The sequence below is a fragment of the Marinobacter sp. EN3 genome (assembly GCF_000475315.1).
GTDB classification, from domain to species: Bacteria; Pseudomonadota; Gammaproteobacteria; order Pseudomonadales; family Oleiphilaceae; genus Marinobacter; species Marinobacter nauticus.
The window spans coordinates 314,998-328,798 of sequence record NZ_AXCC01000001.1; the positions used below are offsets into that span (position 1 = coordinate 314,998).

Here is a 13,801-nt window from a genome sequence, read left to right on the forward strand (position 1 = left end):
ATCAGTCTTTTTTCTGAGCGAACAGCTGGTCCAGCTTCTGCTCGAAATCGTGGTAGTTGAGGAAATCGTACAGCTCCATACGGGTCTGCATCAGGTCAACCACGTCTTTCTGGTCACCTTTTTCCAGAATATTCTGGTATACCGTCAACGCTGCCTTGTTCATGGCACGGAAGGCGCTCAGCGGGTACAGCACCATCGCCGCGCCGGCATCCGCCAGTTCTTTCCGGTTGTACAGCGGCGTGGCGCCAAATTCGGTGATGTTGGCCAGAATCGGCGCATCGATCGCCTCGGCAAAGGCTTTGTAGTCACTCAGTTCGTGCACGGCTTCAGCGAAGATACCGTCGGCCCCGGCTTCGATACAGGCTTTGGCACGGTCAATCGCCGCTTCCAGCCCTTCCTTCTGGAACGCATCGGTACGGGCCATGATGAAGAAGTCTTTGTCTTCACGAGCGTCGGCTGCGGCTTTAATACGGTCTACCATTTCCTCTTTGGAAACGATTTCCTTGTTCGGGCGGTGGCCGCAGCGCTTCTGGGCGACCTGGTCTTCAATGTGCACGGCAGCGGCGCCGGCACGCTCCATCTCCCGAATGGTACGGGCAATGTTAAACGCCCCGCCCCAGCCAGTATCGATATCGACCAGCAGCGGAACATCAACCGCGGCGGTAATCCGGCGCACGTCTTCCACCACGTCATTCATGGTGGTCATGCCCAGGTCCGGCAAACCATAGGAGGCGTTCGCTACACCACCACCAGACAGATAAATGGCCTGGTGCCCTACCCGCTCGGCCATCATGGCCGCGTAGGCGTTGATGGTACCAACAATCTGCAGTGGCTGGTTTTCTTTCAGGGCTTTACGAAAACGGGCGCCCGGGGAGAGTTTGTTAGCCATGGGTTTTTCCTCTCTTATCAGATGGTGAGAACGCCTTCTTCGATTTTCTTCTCGATGTTCTGGCGTGCTGCATTAATGTGTCGTTTCATCAGGAATTCGGCGAGTTCGCCATCGCGCTGGGCAATGGCCTCGACGATACGGCGGTGTTCACCCAGCGCCAGATGGGGGCGCCCGGCCGAGGTGCTTAACCGGTAACGGTACATCCGCACCATGTAGTAAAGATCACCCAGGAGCATCTGGGCCAGTTTGGTATTGCGACTGCCGGTGGCAATCCGGTGGTGGAAGTCGTAGTCACCCTCGGCCTGGTAGTAGGCCTGACCCTGGGCTTCCTCAATCATTTTTTCATGACTATCGAGCGTGGCCAGGAGATCATGGATTTCTTCATCGGGCATGCGTTCGGCCGCCTGACGGGCTGCCAGCCCCTCCATGACTTCTCGAATTCGGTACAACTCAAGAAGCTCTGCGGCACTAACGGACACCACCTTCACACCAGCGTGAGGGCGCCTGACCAGTAATCCACGGGATTCAAGGCGGCCCAACGCTTCACGCAGCGGGCCTCGGGTAAGGTTAAAGCGGGAACAGAGCTCGACTTCGCCGATTTTTTCGCCCGGCGCCAGATCGCCCTTCACAATCGCCGTTTGCAGACAATCAAAGGCCTCATCGGCGCGGGTTTGGGTTTGCAGCTGTGCCTGAATCATGCTTTGTTAACAATCCAGAGGTTATTGAGCGTGAAACTACGCCTGCATTCCCTGATTGTCAACAATTGTGAGTTAGGCTTAAGTATGATTGTTTACAGATCCTGCAAACCTTGCGCGTGCAGTACGAGATTGCGAACGCGTTGCCCCCAGAATGAGTCCGAAGGCGCACTCCAGGCTCGCCGATGCAGGGCTGTCAGTGCCTGCGGGTCTTCCAGTAAAAGCGAAAGCCGGCCCTTTTCGATTCCCCGGTAGCCTCGGCTGACGCAGGCATCGAGCTCTCCCTCAATGACTTCTTTCTTCAGGCCCTTGGCGCCACGCCCGGCAAGGTGGCGGTGCAGCCGATTGACCTCAGGGACCAGTACCGCCTGTTCCACCGGCGTGAGAGCAACCTCACTCTCTGCTTCCTCTCGAAAGCCCCTTGCATCATCAAGCAACGGCATACGGGTTCGCTCCTCGGGTGTTAACAATAAGCCCCTGCGACTCAGGGACTCACCGCTGCTTGACCGGCTCAGCCAAACCGTTGTTGGCGCTGCCAGTGCCAGAGGGACAGACACGGGTAATGACCATAAAAAGAACATCGGGTCTAGGGTCCAGGCAAAGGCCGACCAGGCGCTACCGATGATAAGTCCGGGCAGATGTCGCATAGCAGCCTCCCGCCAACCGGTCTCCTCGGTACGATTCTGGCCTGCCCAACTCAGCCGAACGTTTAACAGGGCCGAAACGACGGAATGACTGTGGGCAAGCATCCGGATGGGGGCGAGCAACACTGAGACGACGATTTCGAGAAACACGCTGGACAACAACCTGAAAAAGCCGCCAAATCCACTCAGAGCCCGATGGGCGACGACGTCAACAATGGCCAGAAACTTCGGCAAAAACAACAGCGCCATGGTGCTGACGACCAGGGTGATGGCCCATGTCGGCCGCCATTCTGGCCATAAAGGAAAGGGGCTCTCACGCCCGTCCGGAAAATAATCGATAGGCGCGATGGTCAGTTGCACAGCAGCAATCGTTGTCAGTACCAGGAACAACAACCACAACGGTGACGACGCGTACGCCATGATGCCATTCAAAAAGGCAAAACGATGTGCCAGGCGCAATCGAGGCGAGAAGAGCATCAGCGCTGCGTGCTGCAGATTCCCTTTCGACCAGCGCTGATCTCGGGCAAGTTCGTCATCAAGCGTGGGCGGAGATTCTTCATAGCTGGCCCCCAAAGCCGGTTCCAGCCAGACTTCATACCCTGCTCTCCCCAGAAACGCCGCCTCTACGAAATCATGGCTCATGATCGGGCCTTGCCAGATACCAGCGCCTTTGAGCTTTGGCAAACCACAATGCGCCATAAATGGAGCAACGCGTATCACAGCGTTGTGGCCCCAGAATGCAGCATCCCCCATTTGGATGGCAGCCAGGCCCGTGGCGAAAAGCGGCGAGTAAAGCCGATTGGCAAACTGTTGGATACGAGCAAACGCGGAGCGAGCGTTAATAATGGTAGGAGCAGTCTGAAGGATACCAACCTGCGGTTCCCGGTTCATCACCTGTACCATGGTCCGAATAGTGTCACCGGCGAGGAGGCTATCGGCATCCAGAACGACCATATACTGATACTGACTTCCCCAGCGCCTCAAGAAATCAGCCACGTTGCCGCTTTTGTAGTTGAGATTAACCCGACGCCGGCGATAGAAGAGCCGACCGTGAGCGCCGAGCTCTTCCACCAGTTTCAACCAGACCTGCTGCTCTTGCAGCCAGACATCAGGATCCTGACTGTCTGAGAGAATATAAAAATCAAAATCATCCAGGCGGCCTGATCGCGCCAGATCGAGGTAAATGGCTTTGAGCCCCTTCAGCGTCCAGCTTACCGGCTCGTGATACAACGGCATGACAATTGCGGTTTTCGACAGCGGCGTTGCCGCCAGCTCATTCGGCGTATGGCGCTTCAGTAACGATGCCCGATCTCCGCCCAGTAAACGCAGCAGGAAGCCGTATACTGCGATCCAGAAGCCAAAGGCAATCCAAAGGTAAAGCACCGCGAAAACAGCAACAATCAGCCACTCCACCACGTTGCCCCCGTGATAAGGCAGCACCTGGAGCAGAAACCAGGACGCCAGCCCCGTCTGTCCAGCCACAAACGCAGTCAGCACCAGGCGTCGGATCGTCGCCTGCAGGTGCCAGGAGCGGGACGCAGTCGCTGACTCAGTCATCGGTGAAATACCCGATACTGCTGCGGCGAATCGGCGGAGCTACCGGCGGAAGAGTTGGCTCACCCAACTCGAAGTAGTCAGGAATGCGGGCCAAAAGGTCCTCAAACCGAACGCTGTGTTCGTTTCCGGCAACGCCGTCCGCGAGTAAGGCCAGTGCGCCATTGAACGTTTTACGGTCGTTACTGGCGCCACTCAATTCAAGGTACACCAACAGCTTTCCCAGCAACTGGTAGGAGGTTTGTGCGTCCATACGATCCTCCAGGATCAGGGTTCTGCCCGCAGGCCTGTCCCCGGCGGCAAAGAGTAGCTCCACGTCTCCGTGGCGACCTCATCATCCACCATCAGAAAACCCCGCAGCTGAAGTATCTGATCCGGCGCGGGCTTGGCCAGGATCGACAATCGCCAATGATTCTCTGGCGCTACCCACTCGACAAAGTGTTCAAGCACCTCAACACCCTCGCCCCCGGTCACTTTGCTGACTACGGGAGACTCCGCGTTGAGCTCCGACAAGGGACCGCCGGCAAAATCCACCAGGATCCGATAGGCACCGGCCTGATCACCGCCGCCTATACGATCCCCTGCGCCGACGAAGGTGTTTACCACTTTTCCGCCAGGATGTGGCGCCACGCCGGCACCGCCGAACTGAATCGAGTAGTTCAGATCCCGCGACGTGCCTGCGGACACTTCACCTCCCGGACTCCAGAAAGCGACTATGTTGTCATTGGTTTCGTCGTCCGTAGGAATCTCCACCAGAACCACATTTCCTTTCCCCCAGTCCCCCTCGGCGCTCACCCAGGCGCTGGGCCTGCGCTCATAGCGGGCTTCCAGATCTTCGTAGTGACGAAACTCCCGATCACGCTGAATCAGACCAAAGCCGCCGACACGACGGACACTGTGGAAACTTGCGGCAAGTCGATCCGGGTTCATCAGCGGGCGCCATAGCCACTCGCCGGTTGCATCATCATGGATTAACAATCCGTCTGAATCGTGCACCTGGGGGCGCCACTCACCAAGCGGCCTGGGAGTATGTTCCCCGTAATAGAACATCGAAGTGAGTGGTGCGAGCCCCAGCAACTCGATATCTTCCCGCATAAACAGGCGGGCTTTCACATCTACCCGGGTCTGCTCCCCGGGGTAGACCGTGAACTCATAGGCCCCGGTCAGGCTTGGACCATCCAACAATGCGTAGACACGAACATGGTCGCTGTCGGGAGCGGGGCGCTCCAACCAGAACTCCGTGAAATCAGGAAACTCCTCACCGGTCGGCAAACCCGTGTCTACAGCGATACCCCGCGCAGATAGCCCGAAAGAGGTTTCCTTACTGACGCCGCGAAAATAGCTTGCGCCCGCGAACACCAGGAACTGATTGGCTACGTCGGGACCATCAAAAGGGAACGTCAACTTGAGTCCGGCATAGCCTAGATCGGCCGGCACCCGTTTTCTGAGCGCCTCGTCGTCGACATTGAACAGACTCTTATCGAACGACAGTGGATGGACGCCCTCGCTGTCCACTACGTGGATGCTTACTGGACGGGTGTAAAATTTACCAGCGGGAATGAGCATTACCTGGAAACGGGAATCCCCTTCTCGCCAGAGGCTTTTTGAAGGATCAAAGCGGATAGACTGGTATTCGTCGTAGCTCAGGCCTGCCATGAAGTCGGGAATTCCAGGGACCGGCTCGTACGCCGCACTCGCCTTCGATTTCGCTTTTTCCACAACATCCTGAAACTGGAACGCCTGGGCATAAAGGGGAGCAAACAAGAACAATCCCAGAACCACCAGACCTACTTTCCCTGCGTGCATCGTTTCCTTCCTCGGTTCACGGTTTGTCCATTCAATGTAGCACCGCGCCCGAGGGCTGCTACAAGTGACAAGTTCGTAAGCGAATCGAAATCAAATGAAACGACGTGAGGCAGAGTTGCTTCAGATCTGCAAGCTCATGGTAAAGCGGACATCCGGTTGATCAGGTACGGCTATGGCATCTGTGGTTGTGTTCAGCACCCGCCCCAGGCTGACATCGGCGCTGAACTGCCGCGCAGATAGCCCCCATGAGACCTCTCCCGACGTCACATGCCCCGCCTGATGCTGCTGAAATGACTCATCGGGAATCCAGCCGCGCAGAACAGAAAGGCGGACACTGGACGACAGCCTGGGAAAGAACGGAATATCGAATTCCGGGCTACGGCTACCCAGGCGCAGCCACCCACCTTCGGCTACGCTAAGTGACTGGCCATTGAAACCCGCCACCAGCCCTGACCCGGCAACCCTCAGGTGCTGAGAACCCGGAATATCGGCAGACGCCAACTGGTATTCCCCGTCCAGTCCCCAGTGCCAGGCCAGTAACTCTCGGTCAAGCGATGCACTGAGAACCATGCGCCCAAACTGCTCTTCACGCCGCCCCTGTTCCGAATCGGTCGCACGCTCTATCTCGGCCTCAATACCCGTGACCGCACGCAGTCCGCTGCTCAGGTCAAAACCACCGTACAGATTGTGATGTCCGTTAGCCTCAAACCCCACAGTCGATAACTGGTAACTGGAACGATGCACTTCATCCGTTCTTCGGGTCCAGTACTGGTTTACGGAAGAGTATCCGGCACGGCCGAGGAACTGATAGCCGAACGTAGAGAACAGGGCCCGCCTGCCGGTGATAGTGAGATCCCGGGTGCGTCCTTCTTTCTGAAAACGGGAACCGTCTGCCCTGGACACCTCTTCATAAGCGGTATTCCGGAGTTCAATATCCAGATGGTTACGCCCTACCGGAAGGCCATAACTGAAGCCGAGTACTCGGCGCTCATTGCCCACCCGATAGGTCTTGGCGTCACTGTAGCGGACGCCGGCACGATGATTCGCCCAGAAAAGACCATTCAGGCCCACGTTCAGCGCCCCATCCCGATGATCGGTGTCCCGGTTGGTGCGCCCGGAAAACTTCATTTTGGAGCGCAGCCAATGTTCACGGGTCAGCTTCAGACTGTTCTCGGGAAGCAACGCCTGCCGGCTGGTTTCCGGGGTATCACCATCAAGCGCCGTCTCTGAACCGTAGGCTGGCAGACACCAGCTCGCTGTCGCGCACAAAAACAGTGCAGACAATGAGAAGTGACGAACAGGCAGTTTGAAGATCGATGGCGGCACTCTGGAAAACCCGAAGCAATGTCAATTTCATGTAAACCCATTAATTCGGTGCAACTTTAAAAGATAGGCCGCTCTCAGGCCACCATTATCATCATAAATTTACAAATTTAATGTTACTTAAAATCATGTAGTTAAAAGGGGGAGTGAAACAATTTTCTAGGCATTTCAGTCACCCCGGACAGATCGGAACCAGTCGACAGAATTACCAGAAATCAACACTCGGAAATGAAACCCTCCAACTCGGCATACAACTTGGTTACACTTGGCACGCTTTGTGGGTAAACAAAGCAGTAAACCACCTGATTAAGGACGAACAATCATGATCAAAAAGTGCCTCTTCCCGGTTGCCGGATACGGCACCCGTTTCCTTCCGGCCACCAAGGCCATGCCCAAGGAAATTCTGCCGATCGTTAACAAGCCACTGGTGCAGTACGGGGTGGAGGAAGCCGCAGATGCCGGCATTCATGAATTCGGCTTTGTCACCGGCCGCGGCAAACGCGCCATCGAAGATCATTTTGATATCAGTTACGAGCTCGAGCACCAGATTGCCGGTACCGGCAAGGAAGGCCTGCTTACCTCTATCCGGGATCTGATCAACAACAACTCTTTTGCCTTCACCCGTCAGAATGAAATGAAGGGACTGGGCCACGCCATCCTGACTGGCCGCAACCTGGTGGGCGACAACCCGTTCGCGGTTGTGCTCGCGGATGACTTCTGCGTGGGCCCGGAAGATGGTGACGGCGTTCTGACCCAGATGGTCAAACTGTATAACCAGTTCCGCTGCTCCATTGTGGCCATTGAAGAAGTACCGGAAGACGAAACCCACAAGTACGGTGTGATTGCGGGTGAATCCATGAAGGATGGCCTTTACCGTATTACCGACATGGTGGAGAAACCAGCACCGGAAGACGCGCCCAGCAACCTGGCGATTATCGGGCGCTACATCCTGACCCCGGACATTTTCGACATTATCGAGCGTACACCGCCGGGTAAGAATGGTGAGGTTCAGATTACCGATGCCCTGCTGGAGCAGGCGAAGAATGGTTGCGTGCTGGCCTACCAGTTTAAAGGTCAGCGTTTTGACTGCGGCAGCATCGACGGTTTCGTGGAGGCCACCAACTTCGTGTACGAGAACATCTACAAGAAGGGAAAATAGAGGCGACCCGGGCCCTTTAGCGCCCCAATAGCTGCAACACCATGCGCCGGTTATCTGCACTTGCCTTGCGGAACCGGCGCAACAGCTCGATTTCGTCATCACTGAGCTGGATTCGATTGATCTCCTGCTCAAGCTCTTTCAGCGCCACTGACAGATCATCACTGTTGCTGAACGCCAGCCCCGGCAGTTCCAGTTGCCCATCCTCACCGTCATCGTCCATATCCAGCAGACGTTCCAGAGGTGTTTCGGTTTTCAGGCAAAAATCCAGCAATTCACTAACCCCGGGGTACCCTCTCTGGCGTGCGTCCGTCGCCTCCCAGCTGCGGACACGGGCCTCGTCCACGCCACACATTTCGGCCACATCCCCCAGGGACAACTGGCCCTGCTCCCGAATACGACGCAGACGACGGTTAAAAGATTGCAGGTACCGCATGGCTCCGTGCCCCTGAAAAGTTGGCCGAAAAAGTGAATCAAACCGGAAATGTATCGTACATATAGCTTTGGACACAATCTGCCTATACTGAAACGAACAACGAACGAGCAGGTACCACATGGCAAATGACGCACTGGACACCGATAACGCCTGGGATCTGGTACTCAGCGCGATCAACCGGAGCAATATCACCCTGCCCGTGCCCGGTTCTGATCAACCCGCGGTGAAGATCAACGGCAAAAGCTGGGAACTCGTTCAGCCGGCATCCGAACAGGCGAGGAACCTGCTATCGTTGTTCCTGCCCTTGTGCCAGCCCGTCACCAATAACAGCCGGGTGATCGGCCAGCTTGGCCAGAGCCTGGATGGACGGATCGCCACGGTCACCGGCTGCTCCCGGTTTATCAACGGTGACGACGGCATCACCCACCTGCACCGAATCCGCGCCCTGTGTGACGCCGTGGTGGTCGGTGCCGGAACGGCCAGCACCGACAATCCGCGCCTGACCGTGCGCCGAACCTCTGGCCGCAACCCGGTGCGCGTCGTGATCGACCGCCGGCAGCGGGTGCCTGCCAGCCACCACCTGTTCACCGACGGCGATGCTCCTACCCTGCACCTGATTGCCGGCGATTATCAGCCAGGCCCCAAAACGCTGGATCCGACCGGGGTTACAACAGTGCCTTGCCTGGGCTCCGCAGAAAACGAAACCCCTGCTTCTCCCGAACGTATCCTGCAGGTGTTACAGGATTTTGGACTTCGCAAGATTTTTATCGAGGGCGGAGGCGTTACCGTCTCGTCTTTCCTGAAGGCGGGATTACTGGACCGCTTACATGTGATGGTTGCCCCCATGATCATCGGCAGCGGCCGGCCAGCGTTCTCCCTGCCGGAGATTGACCAGCTGGATGAAGCGCTTCGCCCCAAAGCCCAGCTGGTTAACCTTGGTAGCGACATGCTCTTTGATCTGGCGTTCGACACCGCCAAACCCTGATTACCGGCGGACAAGCAGCGCCAGCGCGCCCGGCAAGCTCACCAGAAACACCGCAGCACCATAGCCAACACTCAGCGCCACGCCCTGCTCTGCGGGCAACCCCACCAATGGCCATAGAATGGCCGCTACACCTTCTCTGACGCCCCAGCCGGACACCGTTACCGGCATAACCATGGCCAAAAGCAGCAGCGGGCACAGGGCCACGACCAACAGCCAGGGTGTGCCGTCGGCAAACAAGTCCATGCCCGTGGCCATTAACATGAACACCGCCATATAGGTCAGGAAAACCAGAACCGAGGTACCAACCTGCACCAGGGCATTCCGACAACCCAGAAAAGCCCGACGCACATCCCCGCTTAATCGTCGGACATAACGCCTGAACCGGGCCCCGAACCCCGTCATAGAGACCAGCAAAACCCCGAGCACGGCCAACGCGGGCAGAATCAGCCAATAGCCCAGGTTCAGGGATACGCCTGCGTCACCGACCTGGCTATTTAACTGCCCGGTCCACCAAAGCCCGGACACCGCAATCAGTACAACCGGTACCAGCACCAACTGGCCTGACAGGCGCTCCAGCACAACCGCATGGACAATCGCTAATTGCTGCAAACGCTTCGCCGAACGGCTGTGGCGCCAGGCTCGATTTACGTCCCCCATCACGCCCCCGGGAAGCACCTGATTCAGAAACCCGGCCAGGTAATACTCCCGAAAGGCAAAGCCAAAGCCCATGACTACACCGAGCCGGTTCGCGGTATACCGCCAGCGCCAGGCCGACAGTGCGATCTGAATCAGCGAGACCACCAATACCGCAAGGACGATCGTTGGCGGAACCATCGCCAGCCTCTGGGCTAGCCTATCGATGTCGACGAAAACAAAAACAATCCCCAGGAGCAGCAAGGTGACGCACCAGCGAAACACCCCTCGCCCAAAGCCGGGGACCGGCCTCTCCGGGTTCAGACCTGCTTCGGCCATGCCAGCAGATCCGTATGGCTCACGGTAATGACGAGGGCGCCGGTATCCAGCTGTTGCCGACGGGTTTCGAGCCAGGATTGGATATCGTTCTCCTGTTCCGGCTGCTGTTCTGTGGCAGCCTCCGCCCAGCCCTCAAGCAACATTGCGGCGAGGCTGGCCTGCTCACCCGTCAATACCCAGGGACTATCTGCCGTTTGGATGTGATAGCCCTTGTTAGACATCAGACGGCTCAAACAGGCCGTGGCGTCCGGGCCGAGCGCAGCGCCACTGCCCTTCTCCCGATGTTGATGGGCATTGACCAGAGCGCGCAGTTCGTCATCGAAGGGATGTGCAGGTTCCAGGGTAAAATAGCCGCTGTAAGTGATGACGACCAACAATGCCGCCTGACGTTTGGCCACCGCTGCAGACAAGGCGCTCAACCAGGGTTCGGAAACCAGGTCGACCAAGGCCGAAGACGTCACCAGGTCCGCGTTTTCGGGCAACGCCGTACTGAGGTTATCTTTCGTCAAGACCATTGTTTCCAGCACAGCCGGTGCATCCAGCTTTTCAACCCGCTGAAGGGCGATCCCGGCCAGGGTTTGGTCCGGCTCAACCAGAGTCCAACGCTGGGGTACCGGTAGTTTCGGGCTAAGGTAGACGGGATTGGAGCCCCGACCGGTACCGAGATCCACAAGGTGAAGGGGCGCCCCCGGTTTACTACCCGACGCCCGACAGTCATATCGTTCGGTAAGCCATTCGGCGAGTCGGGCCGTCAGCCCATCATCACGGGCCTGGTGATCGGCGGGCTCCCTTGCTTCCAGCCAATCCGCGGCAAATTGAACCGGATTACGCGGCCTGCCCTTTTCCAGCCCGGCAAGGAAATCTTGCGCGGTTTCAGACCAGCGACGGATCTCGCACCGGGACTGCATGGCGCCGGCGACCAGTGCTTCAACGTCATCCGGTTCGGCAATCAGCCGGGTCAATCTGGTGGCCAGAGCCGCTACATTGCCCGCTTCATACAACTCAACCCCTGGTTTGGCGCCAGTCAAAGCCAGCGCGCCACCGTCGGAACTCAACACCGGCAGACCGGCTGCGAGGGCCTCATCGATTACCATGCCATAGCCCTCGTAAAGCGAGGGAAACACAAACAGATCGGCTTGCTGATAAGCCTTCAGCACATCTGCTTCTCCCAACTCGCCAGCAAACTCAACGCGGCTTTCCAGCCCGGATTCACGGACCAGGGCACGAACCCCCGAGGCATAATCCGTGGCTCGCCCGGCACTGCCAACCAGCCTCAAGCGCCAGTCCAGATGTGTGAGTTGAGCAAGCGCCTGAATCAACTGATGCTGCGCTTTTCGTGGCGACAGATGACCGACACACAACAGGTGAATCGCCCTGGTGGCATCACGCCGGCCAATCCGGGGCGACTGCTGAAAAAATGCGTCGTCGACAGCGGGCAAGGCGGTGGTCACCCGCGCCGGCGTCACTCCGAATGCCTGCAGCCGTTCCGCCGTGTAATAGCTGGTGGTGAATACGGCGCCAACACAGGCCAATGCCGTCGTTTCCGAGTGCTTGAACCAGGCTTGCTCCTGCTCACTCAGGCCGTTCTCATCCGCCAGCGGGTGATGCACCAGCGCAATCAGGTTCAACCGGCTCTGGTGTCGCTGTAAAACCTCAGGCAGGCCGCCCATCGCCAGGCCATCCAGCACGACCCGGGTTCCGTCTGGCAAACCCGCAAGGAACCGATCCAGCGACTGCCTGGCAAAGTCATCCGGTTTGGGAAACGCTCCCTCCAGCCCGGCCAGCTTTACCGGAATGCCCGCCTTGACCAACGCCTCGACCAGGCGCCGAACATAACGGTAACCGCCGGTGTTCTGGCCGGGGTCTCCCGGCACCACGAACCAGAGTTCAGATGCCGGCATGGTAGCTGGCCCACGCGATGTGCGACTCGCTGAGGGTCACTTTCAAGCTGACCACGCCTTTACCGTCCTCACCCAGACGCCCGGCGTGAATGGCCGCTGCCATGCGGTCGAACACAACCTTGGCCATGAACTCTGTGGTGGTGTTTCGTCCCGCAAACTGGGGAATATCATCCAGGTTCTTCATGTTGAATTCCGACAACACGTCCTTGAGCAACGCCGAAGCCTGCCCGATGTCGACAATCAGGTCGTTGTTGTCGAGTACGTGGCGCTCGAAAGTAACATCCACCACATAGGTTGCCCCGTGAACGCCCTGGGCAGGCCCGAAAATCTCACCGTTAAAGCTGTGGGCGATCATCATGTGATCACGAACGGTCAGGCTGAACATAGTCTCTCCCTGGTAAGTAAACGATTCGGTGGCAAAGCGCATCGGCGCCCGGCATCAGGATATCTCTGGCGACTTGCGGAAGCTGGTCAAAGCTCGACTCTCCACTGATCAGCGCATCCAGAACCGGCTCTGACAGCAGGGAAAGCGCCAGCTCCATGCGGCGGCGATGGTTCCAGCGCGGCCTCCGCTCCGGCGATAGCTGCCCCACCTGGCTTGATTTCAGAGTCAGCCGGTTCGGGTGAAACGCGTGGCCCAGCGGCACGGAAACAGGCGTGTCGCCATACCAGCTCAGTTCAACCACACGGGCATCCGGCCCCGCCAGCGCCAGGGCTTTGGCCAACCCAGAGGGGTGCCCTGAGGCATGAAATACCAGGTCACAGTTCTGGATGTCCGGCTCGGTAGTGAAACGTACTCCAAGGGCTTGAGCCACCGATCTTCGCCCTTCATTGGTATCAACTCCGATCAATTCCACGCCGGGAATGCGATTGACCAGCCAGGCCACCAACAAGCCCACCACGCCAAGACCAATCACCGCAATCCGGTCACCAACCGCAGGCTGCCCGTCCCAGACGCCGTTGATGGCGGTCTCCATGTTGGCCGCCAGCACTGCTCGCTCGGCTGGAACCTTGGCTGGCAAAGGCAGAACCGCGGATGCGGGCACCGCGTATCGCTGCTGGTGAGGATAGAGGCAGAATACGTTCTGCCCCAGCAGGGCTTCCGGCCCGTCCACAACCTCTCCTACACTGGCATAGCCGTATTTCACCGGAAACGGAAATTCGCCTTCCTGAAACGGTGCCCGCATTCTCTGGTATTCGTTTTCAGGAACCTGGTTGTTGTAGACGAGGGATTCCGTCCCCCGGCTGATGCCGGAATAGCGGGAACGAACGATCACATACGGTGTTTCAGAAGCGGGAAATGTCGGCTCGGGCACTGGCCCTAACCTGGCCTCCTGATACCCGGTAATCCAAAAGGCAGTGTTGTTCTCAACGTCCATGAATAGTCCATTTGATGAATGGCCGCGTACGCAAAAGCAGTCTCTCCAAACTATAGTCATA

The 13,801-nt window shown here is 57.8% G+C and carries 13 protein-coding genes; 2 read left to right on the forward strand and 11 right to left on the reverse strand.

Annotation, left to right across the window (positions count from 1 at the left end):
• Window position 1: 1 nt before the first annotated feature.
• The 6 genes from prpB to Q675_RS20950 form a co-directional block, all read right to left on the reverse strand.
• The gene (gene prpB / locus Q675_RS20925; protein ID WP_023010395.1) at window positions 2–889 is read right to left on the reverse strand and encodes a methylisocitrate lyase; all 888 of its coding nucleotides are present in this window, start codon (window positions 887–889) and stop codon (window positions 2–4) included.
• Between the two features lie 17 nt (window positions 890–906).
• Window positions 907–1,587, reverse strand: a complete 681-nt coding sequence (locus Q675_RS20930) for a GntR family transcriptional regulator (RefSeq protein WP_023010396.1) — start codon at window positions 1,585–1,587, stop codon at window positions 907–909.
• A gap of 92 nt (window positions 1,588–1,679) precedes the next feature.
• Entirely contained in the window at window positions 1,680–3,785 is a 2,106-nt protein-coding gene (gene mdoH / locus Q675_RS20935) for a glucans biosynthesis glucosyltransferase MdoH (protein WP_023010397.1), read from the reverse strand.
• The gene (locus tag Q675_RS20940) at window positions 3,778–4,035 is read right to left on the reverse strand and encodes a hypothetical protein (RefSeq protein ID WP_023010398.1); all 258 of its coding nucleotides are present in this window, start codon (window positions 4,033–4,035) and stop codon (window positions 3,778–3,780) included. Before Q675_RS20940 ends, mdoH begins: the two co-directional genes overlap by 8 nt.
• Window positions 4,036–4,049: 14 nt before the next feature.
• Entirely contained in the window at window positions 4,050–5,588 is a 1,539-nt protein-coding gene (locus tag Q675_RS20945; RefSeq protein ID WP_023010399.1) for a glucan biosynthesis protein G, read from the reverse strand.
• Between the two features lie 120 nt (window positions 5,589–5,708).
• Window positions 5,709–6,914: a ShlB/FhaC/HecB family hemolysin secretion/activation protein gene (locus Q675_RS20950; protein ID WP_023010400.1), complete on the reverse strand. Its 1,206-nt coding sequence runs from the start codon at window positions 6,912–6,914 to the stop codon at window positions 5,709–5,711.
• A gap of 319 nt (window positions 6,915–7,233) precedes the next feature.
• On the opposite strand from Q675_RS20950, the gene galU reads away from it, so the two are divergent.
• Window positions 7,234–8,070 (forward strand): UTP--glucose-1-phosphate uridylyltransferase GalU, encoded by an 837-nt coding sequence (gene galU, locus Q675_RS20955; RefSeq protein WP_011785155.1) that lies wholly within the window; start codon window positions 7,234–7,236, stop codon window positions 8,068–8,070.
• 16 nt (window positions 8,071–8,086) lie between these two features.
• On the opposite strand, the gene Q675_RS20960 is transcribed toward galU, so the two are convergent.
• Entirely contained in the window at window positions 8,087–8,503 is a 417-nt protein-coding gene (locus tag Q675_RS20960) for a helix-turn-helix domain-containing protein (RefSeq protein ID WP_023010035.1), read from the reverse strand.
• Between the two features lie 118 nt (window positions 8,504–8,621).
• Here Q675_RS20960 and Q675_RS20965 point away from each other — a divergent pair, with 118 nt between their 5' ends.
• On the forward strand, window positions 8,622–9,488 hold the full coding sequence (locus Q675_RS20965) for a RibD family protein (RefSeq protein ID WP_023010034.1): 867 nt from the start codon (window positions 8,622–8,624) through the stop codon (window positions 9,486–9,488).
• Here Q675_RS20965 and Q675_RS20970 read toward each other — a convergent pair whose 3' ends face one another.
• The 4 genes from Q675_RS20970 to Q675_RS20985 are packed head-to-tail and all read right to left on the reverse strand — an operon-like array spanning window position 9,489 to window position 13,740.
• Entirely contained in the window at window positions 9,489–10,460 is a 972-nt protein-coding gene (locus Q675_RS20970) for a lysylphosphatidylglycerol synthase transmembrane domain-containing protein (protein WP_023010033.1), read from the reverse strand.
• A complete protein-coding gene (locus Q675_RS20975; protein ID WP_023010401.1) occupies window positions 10,442–12,361 on the reverse strand; it encodes a glycosyltransferase family 4 protein in 1,920 nt (639 codons plus the stop codon). Before Q675_RS20975 ends, Q675_RS20970 begins: the two co-directional genes overlap by 19 nt.
• Window positions 12,348–12,746, reverse strand: a complete 399-nt coding sequence (locus Q675_RS20980) for a 6-pyruvoyl trahydropterin synthase family protein (RefSeq protein WP_023010031.1) — start codon at window positions 12,744–12,746, stop codon at window positions 12,348–12,350. The genes Q675_RS20975 and Q675_RS20980 overlap by 14 nt, the downstream gene beginning before the upstream one ends.
• The gene (locus Q675_RS20985; protein WP_023010402.1) at window positions 12,724–13,740 is read right to left on the reverse strand and encodes a zinc-dependent alcohol dehydrogenase; all 1,017 of its coding nucleotides are present in this window, start codon (window positions 13,738–13,740) and stop codon (window positions 12,724–12,726) included. The genes Q675_RS20980 and Q675_RS20985 overlap by 23 nt, the downstream gene beginning before the upstream one ends.
• Window positions 13,741–13,801: the final 61 nt, after the last annotated feature.

What these genes read in the sequence shown, in the direction of transcription:
- prpB (WP_023010395.1), bottom strand. Translation starts at nt 889, where the DNA reads ATGGCTAACAAACTCTCCCCGGGCGCCCGTTTTCGTAAAGCCCTGAAA.
- Q675_RS20930 (WP_023010396.1), bottom strand. Translation starts at nt 1,587, where the DNA reads ATGATTCAGGCACAGCTGCAAACCCAAACCCGCGCCGATGAGGCCTTT.
- mdoH (WP_023010397.1), bottom strand. Translation starts at nt 3,785, where the DNA reads ATGACTGAGTCAGCGACTGCGTCCCGCTCCTGGCACCTGCAGGCGACG.
- Q675_RS20940 (WP_023010398.1), bottom strand. Translation starts at nt 4,035, where the DNA reads ATGGACGCACAAACCTCCTACCAGTTGCTGGGAAAGCTGTTGGTGTAC.
- Q675_RS20945 (WP_023010399.1), bottom strand. Translation starts at nt 5,588, where the DNA reads ATGCACGCAGGGAAAGTAGGTCTGGTGGTTCTGGGATTGTTCTTGTTT.
- galU (WP_011785155.1), top strand. Translation starts at nt 7,234, where the DNA reads ATGATCAAAAAGTGCCTCTTCCCGGTTGCCGGATACGGCACCCGTTTC.
- Q675_RS20960 (WP_023010035.1), bottom strand. Translation starts at nt 8,503, where the DNA reads ATGCGGTACCTGCAATCTTTTAACCGTCGTCTGCGTCGTATTCGGGAG.
- Q675_RS20965 (WP_023010034.1), top strand. Translation starts at nt 8,622, where the DNA reads ATGGCAAATGACGCACTGGACACCGATAACGCCTGGGATCTGGTACTC.
- Q675_RS20970 (WP_023010033.1), bottom strand. Translation starts at nt 10,460, where the DNA reads ATGGCCGAAGCAGGTCTGAACCCGGAGAGGCCGGTCCCCGGCTTTGGG.
- Q675_RS20975 (WP_023010401.1), bottom strand. Translation starts at nt 12,361, where the DNA reads ATGCCGGCATCTGAACTCTGGTTCGTGGTGCCGGGAGACCCCGGCCAG.
- Q675_RS20980 (WP_023010031.1), bottom strand. Translation starts at nt 12,746, where the DNA reads ATGTTCAGCCTGACCGTTCGTGATCACATGATGATCGCCCACAGCTTT.
- Q675_RS20985 (WP_023010402.1), bottom strand. Translation starts at nt 13,740, where the DNA reads ATGGACGTTGAGAACAACACTGCCTTTTGGATTACCGGGTATCAGGAG.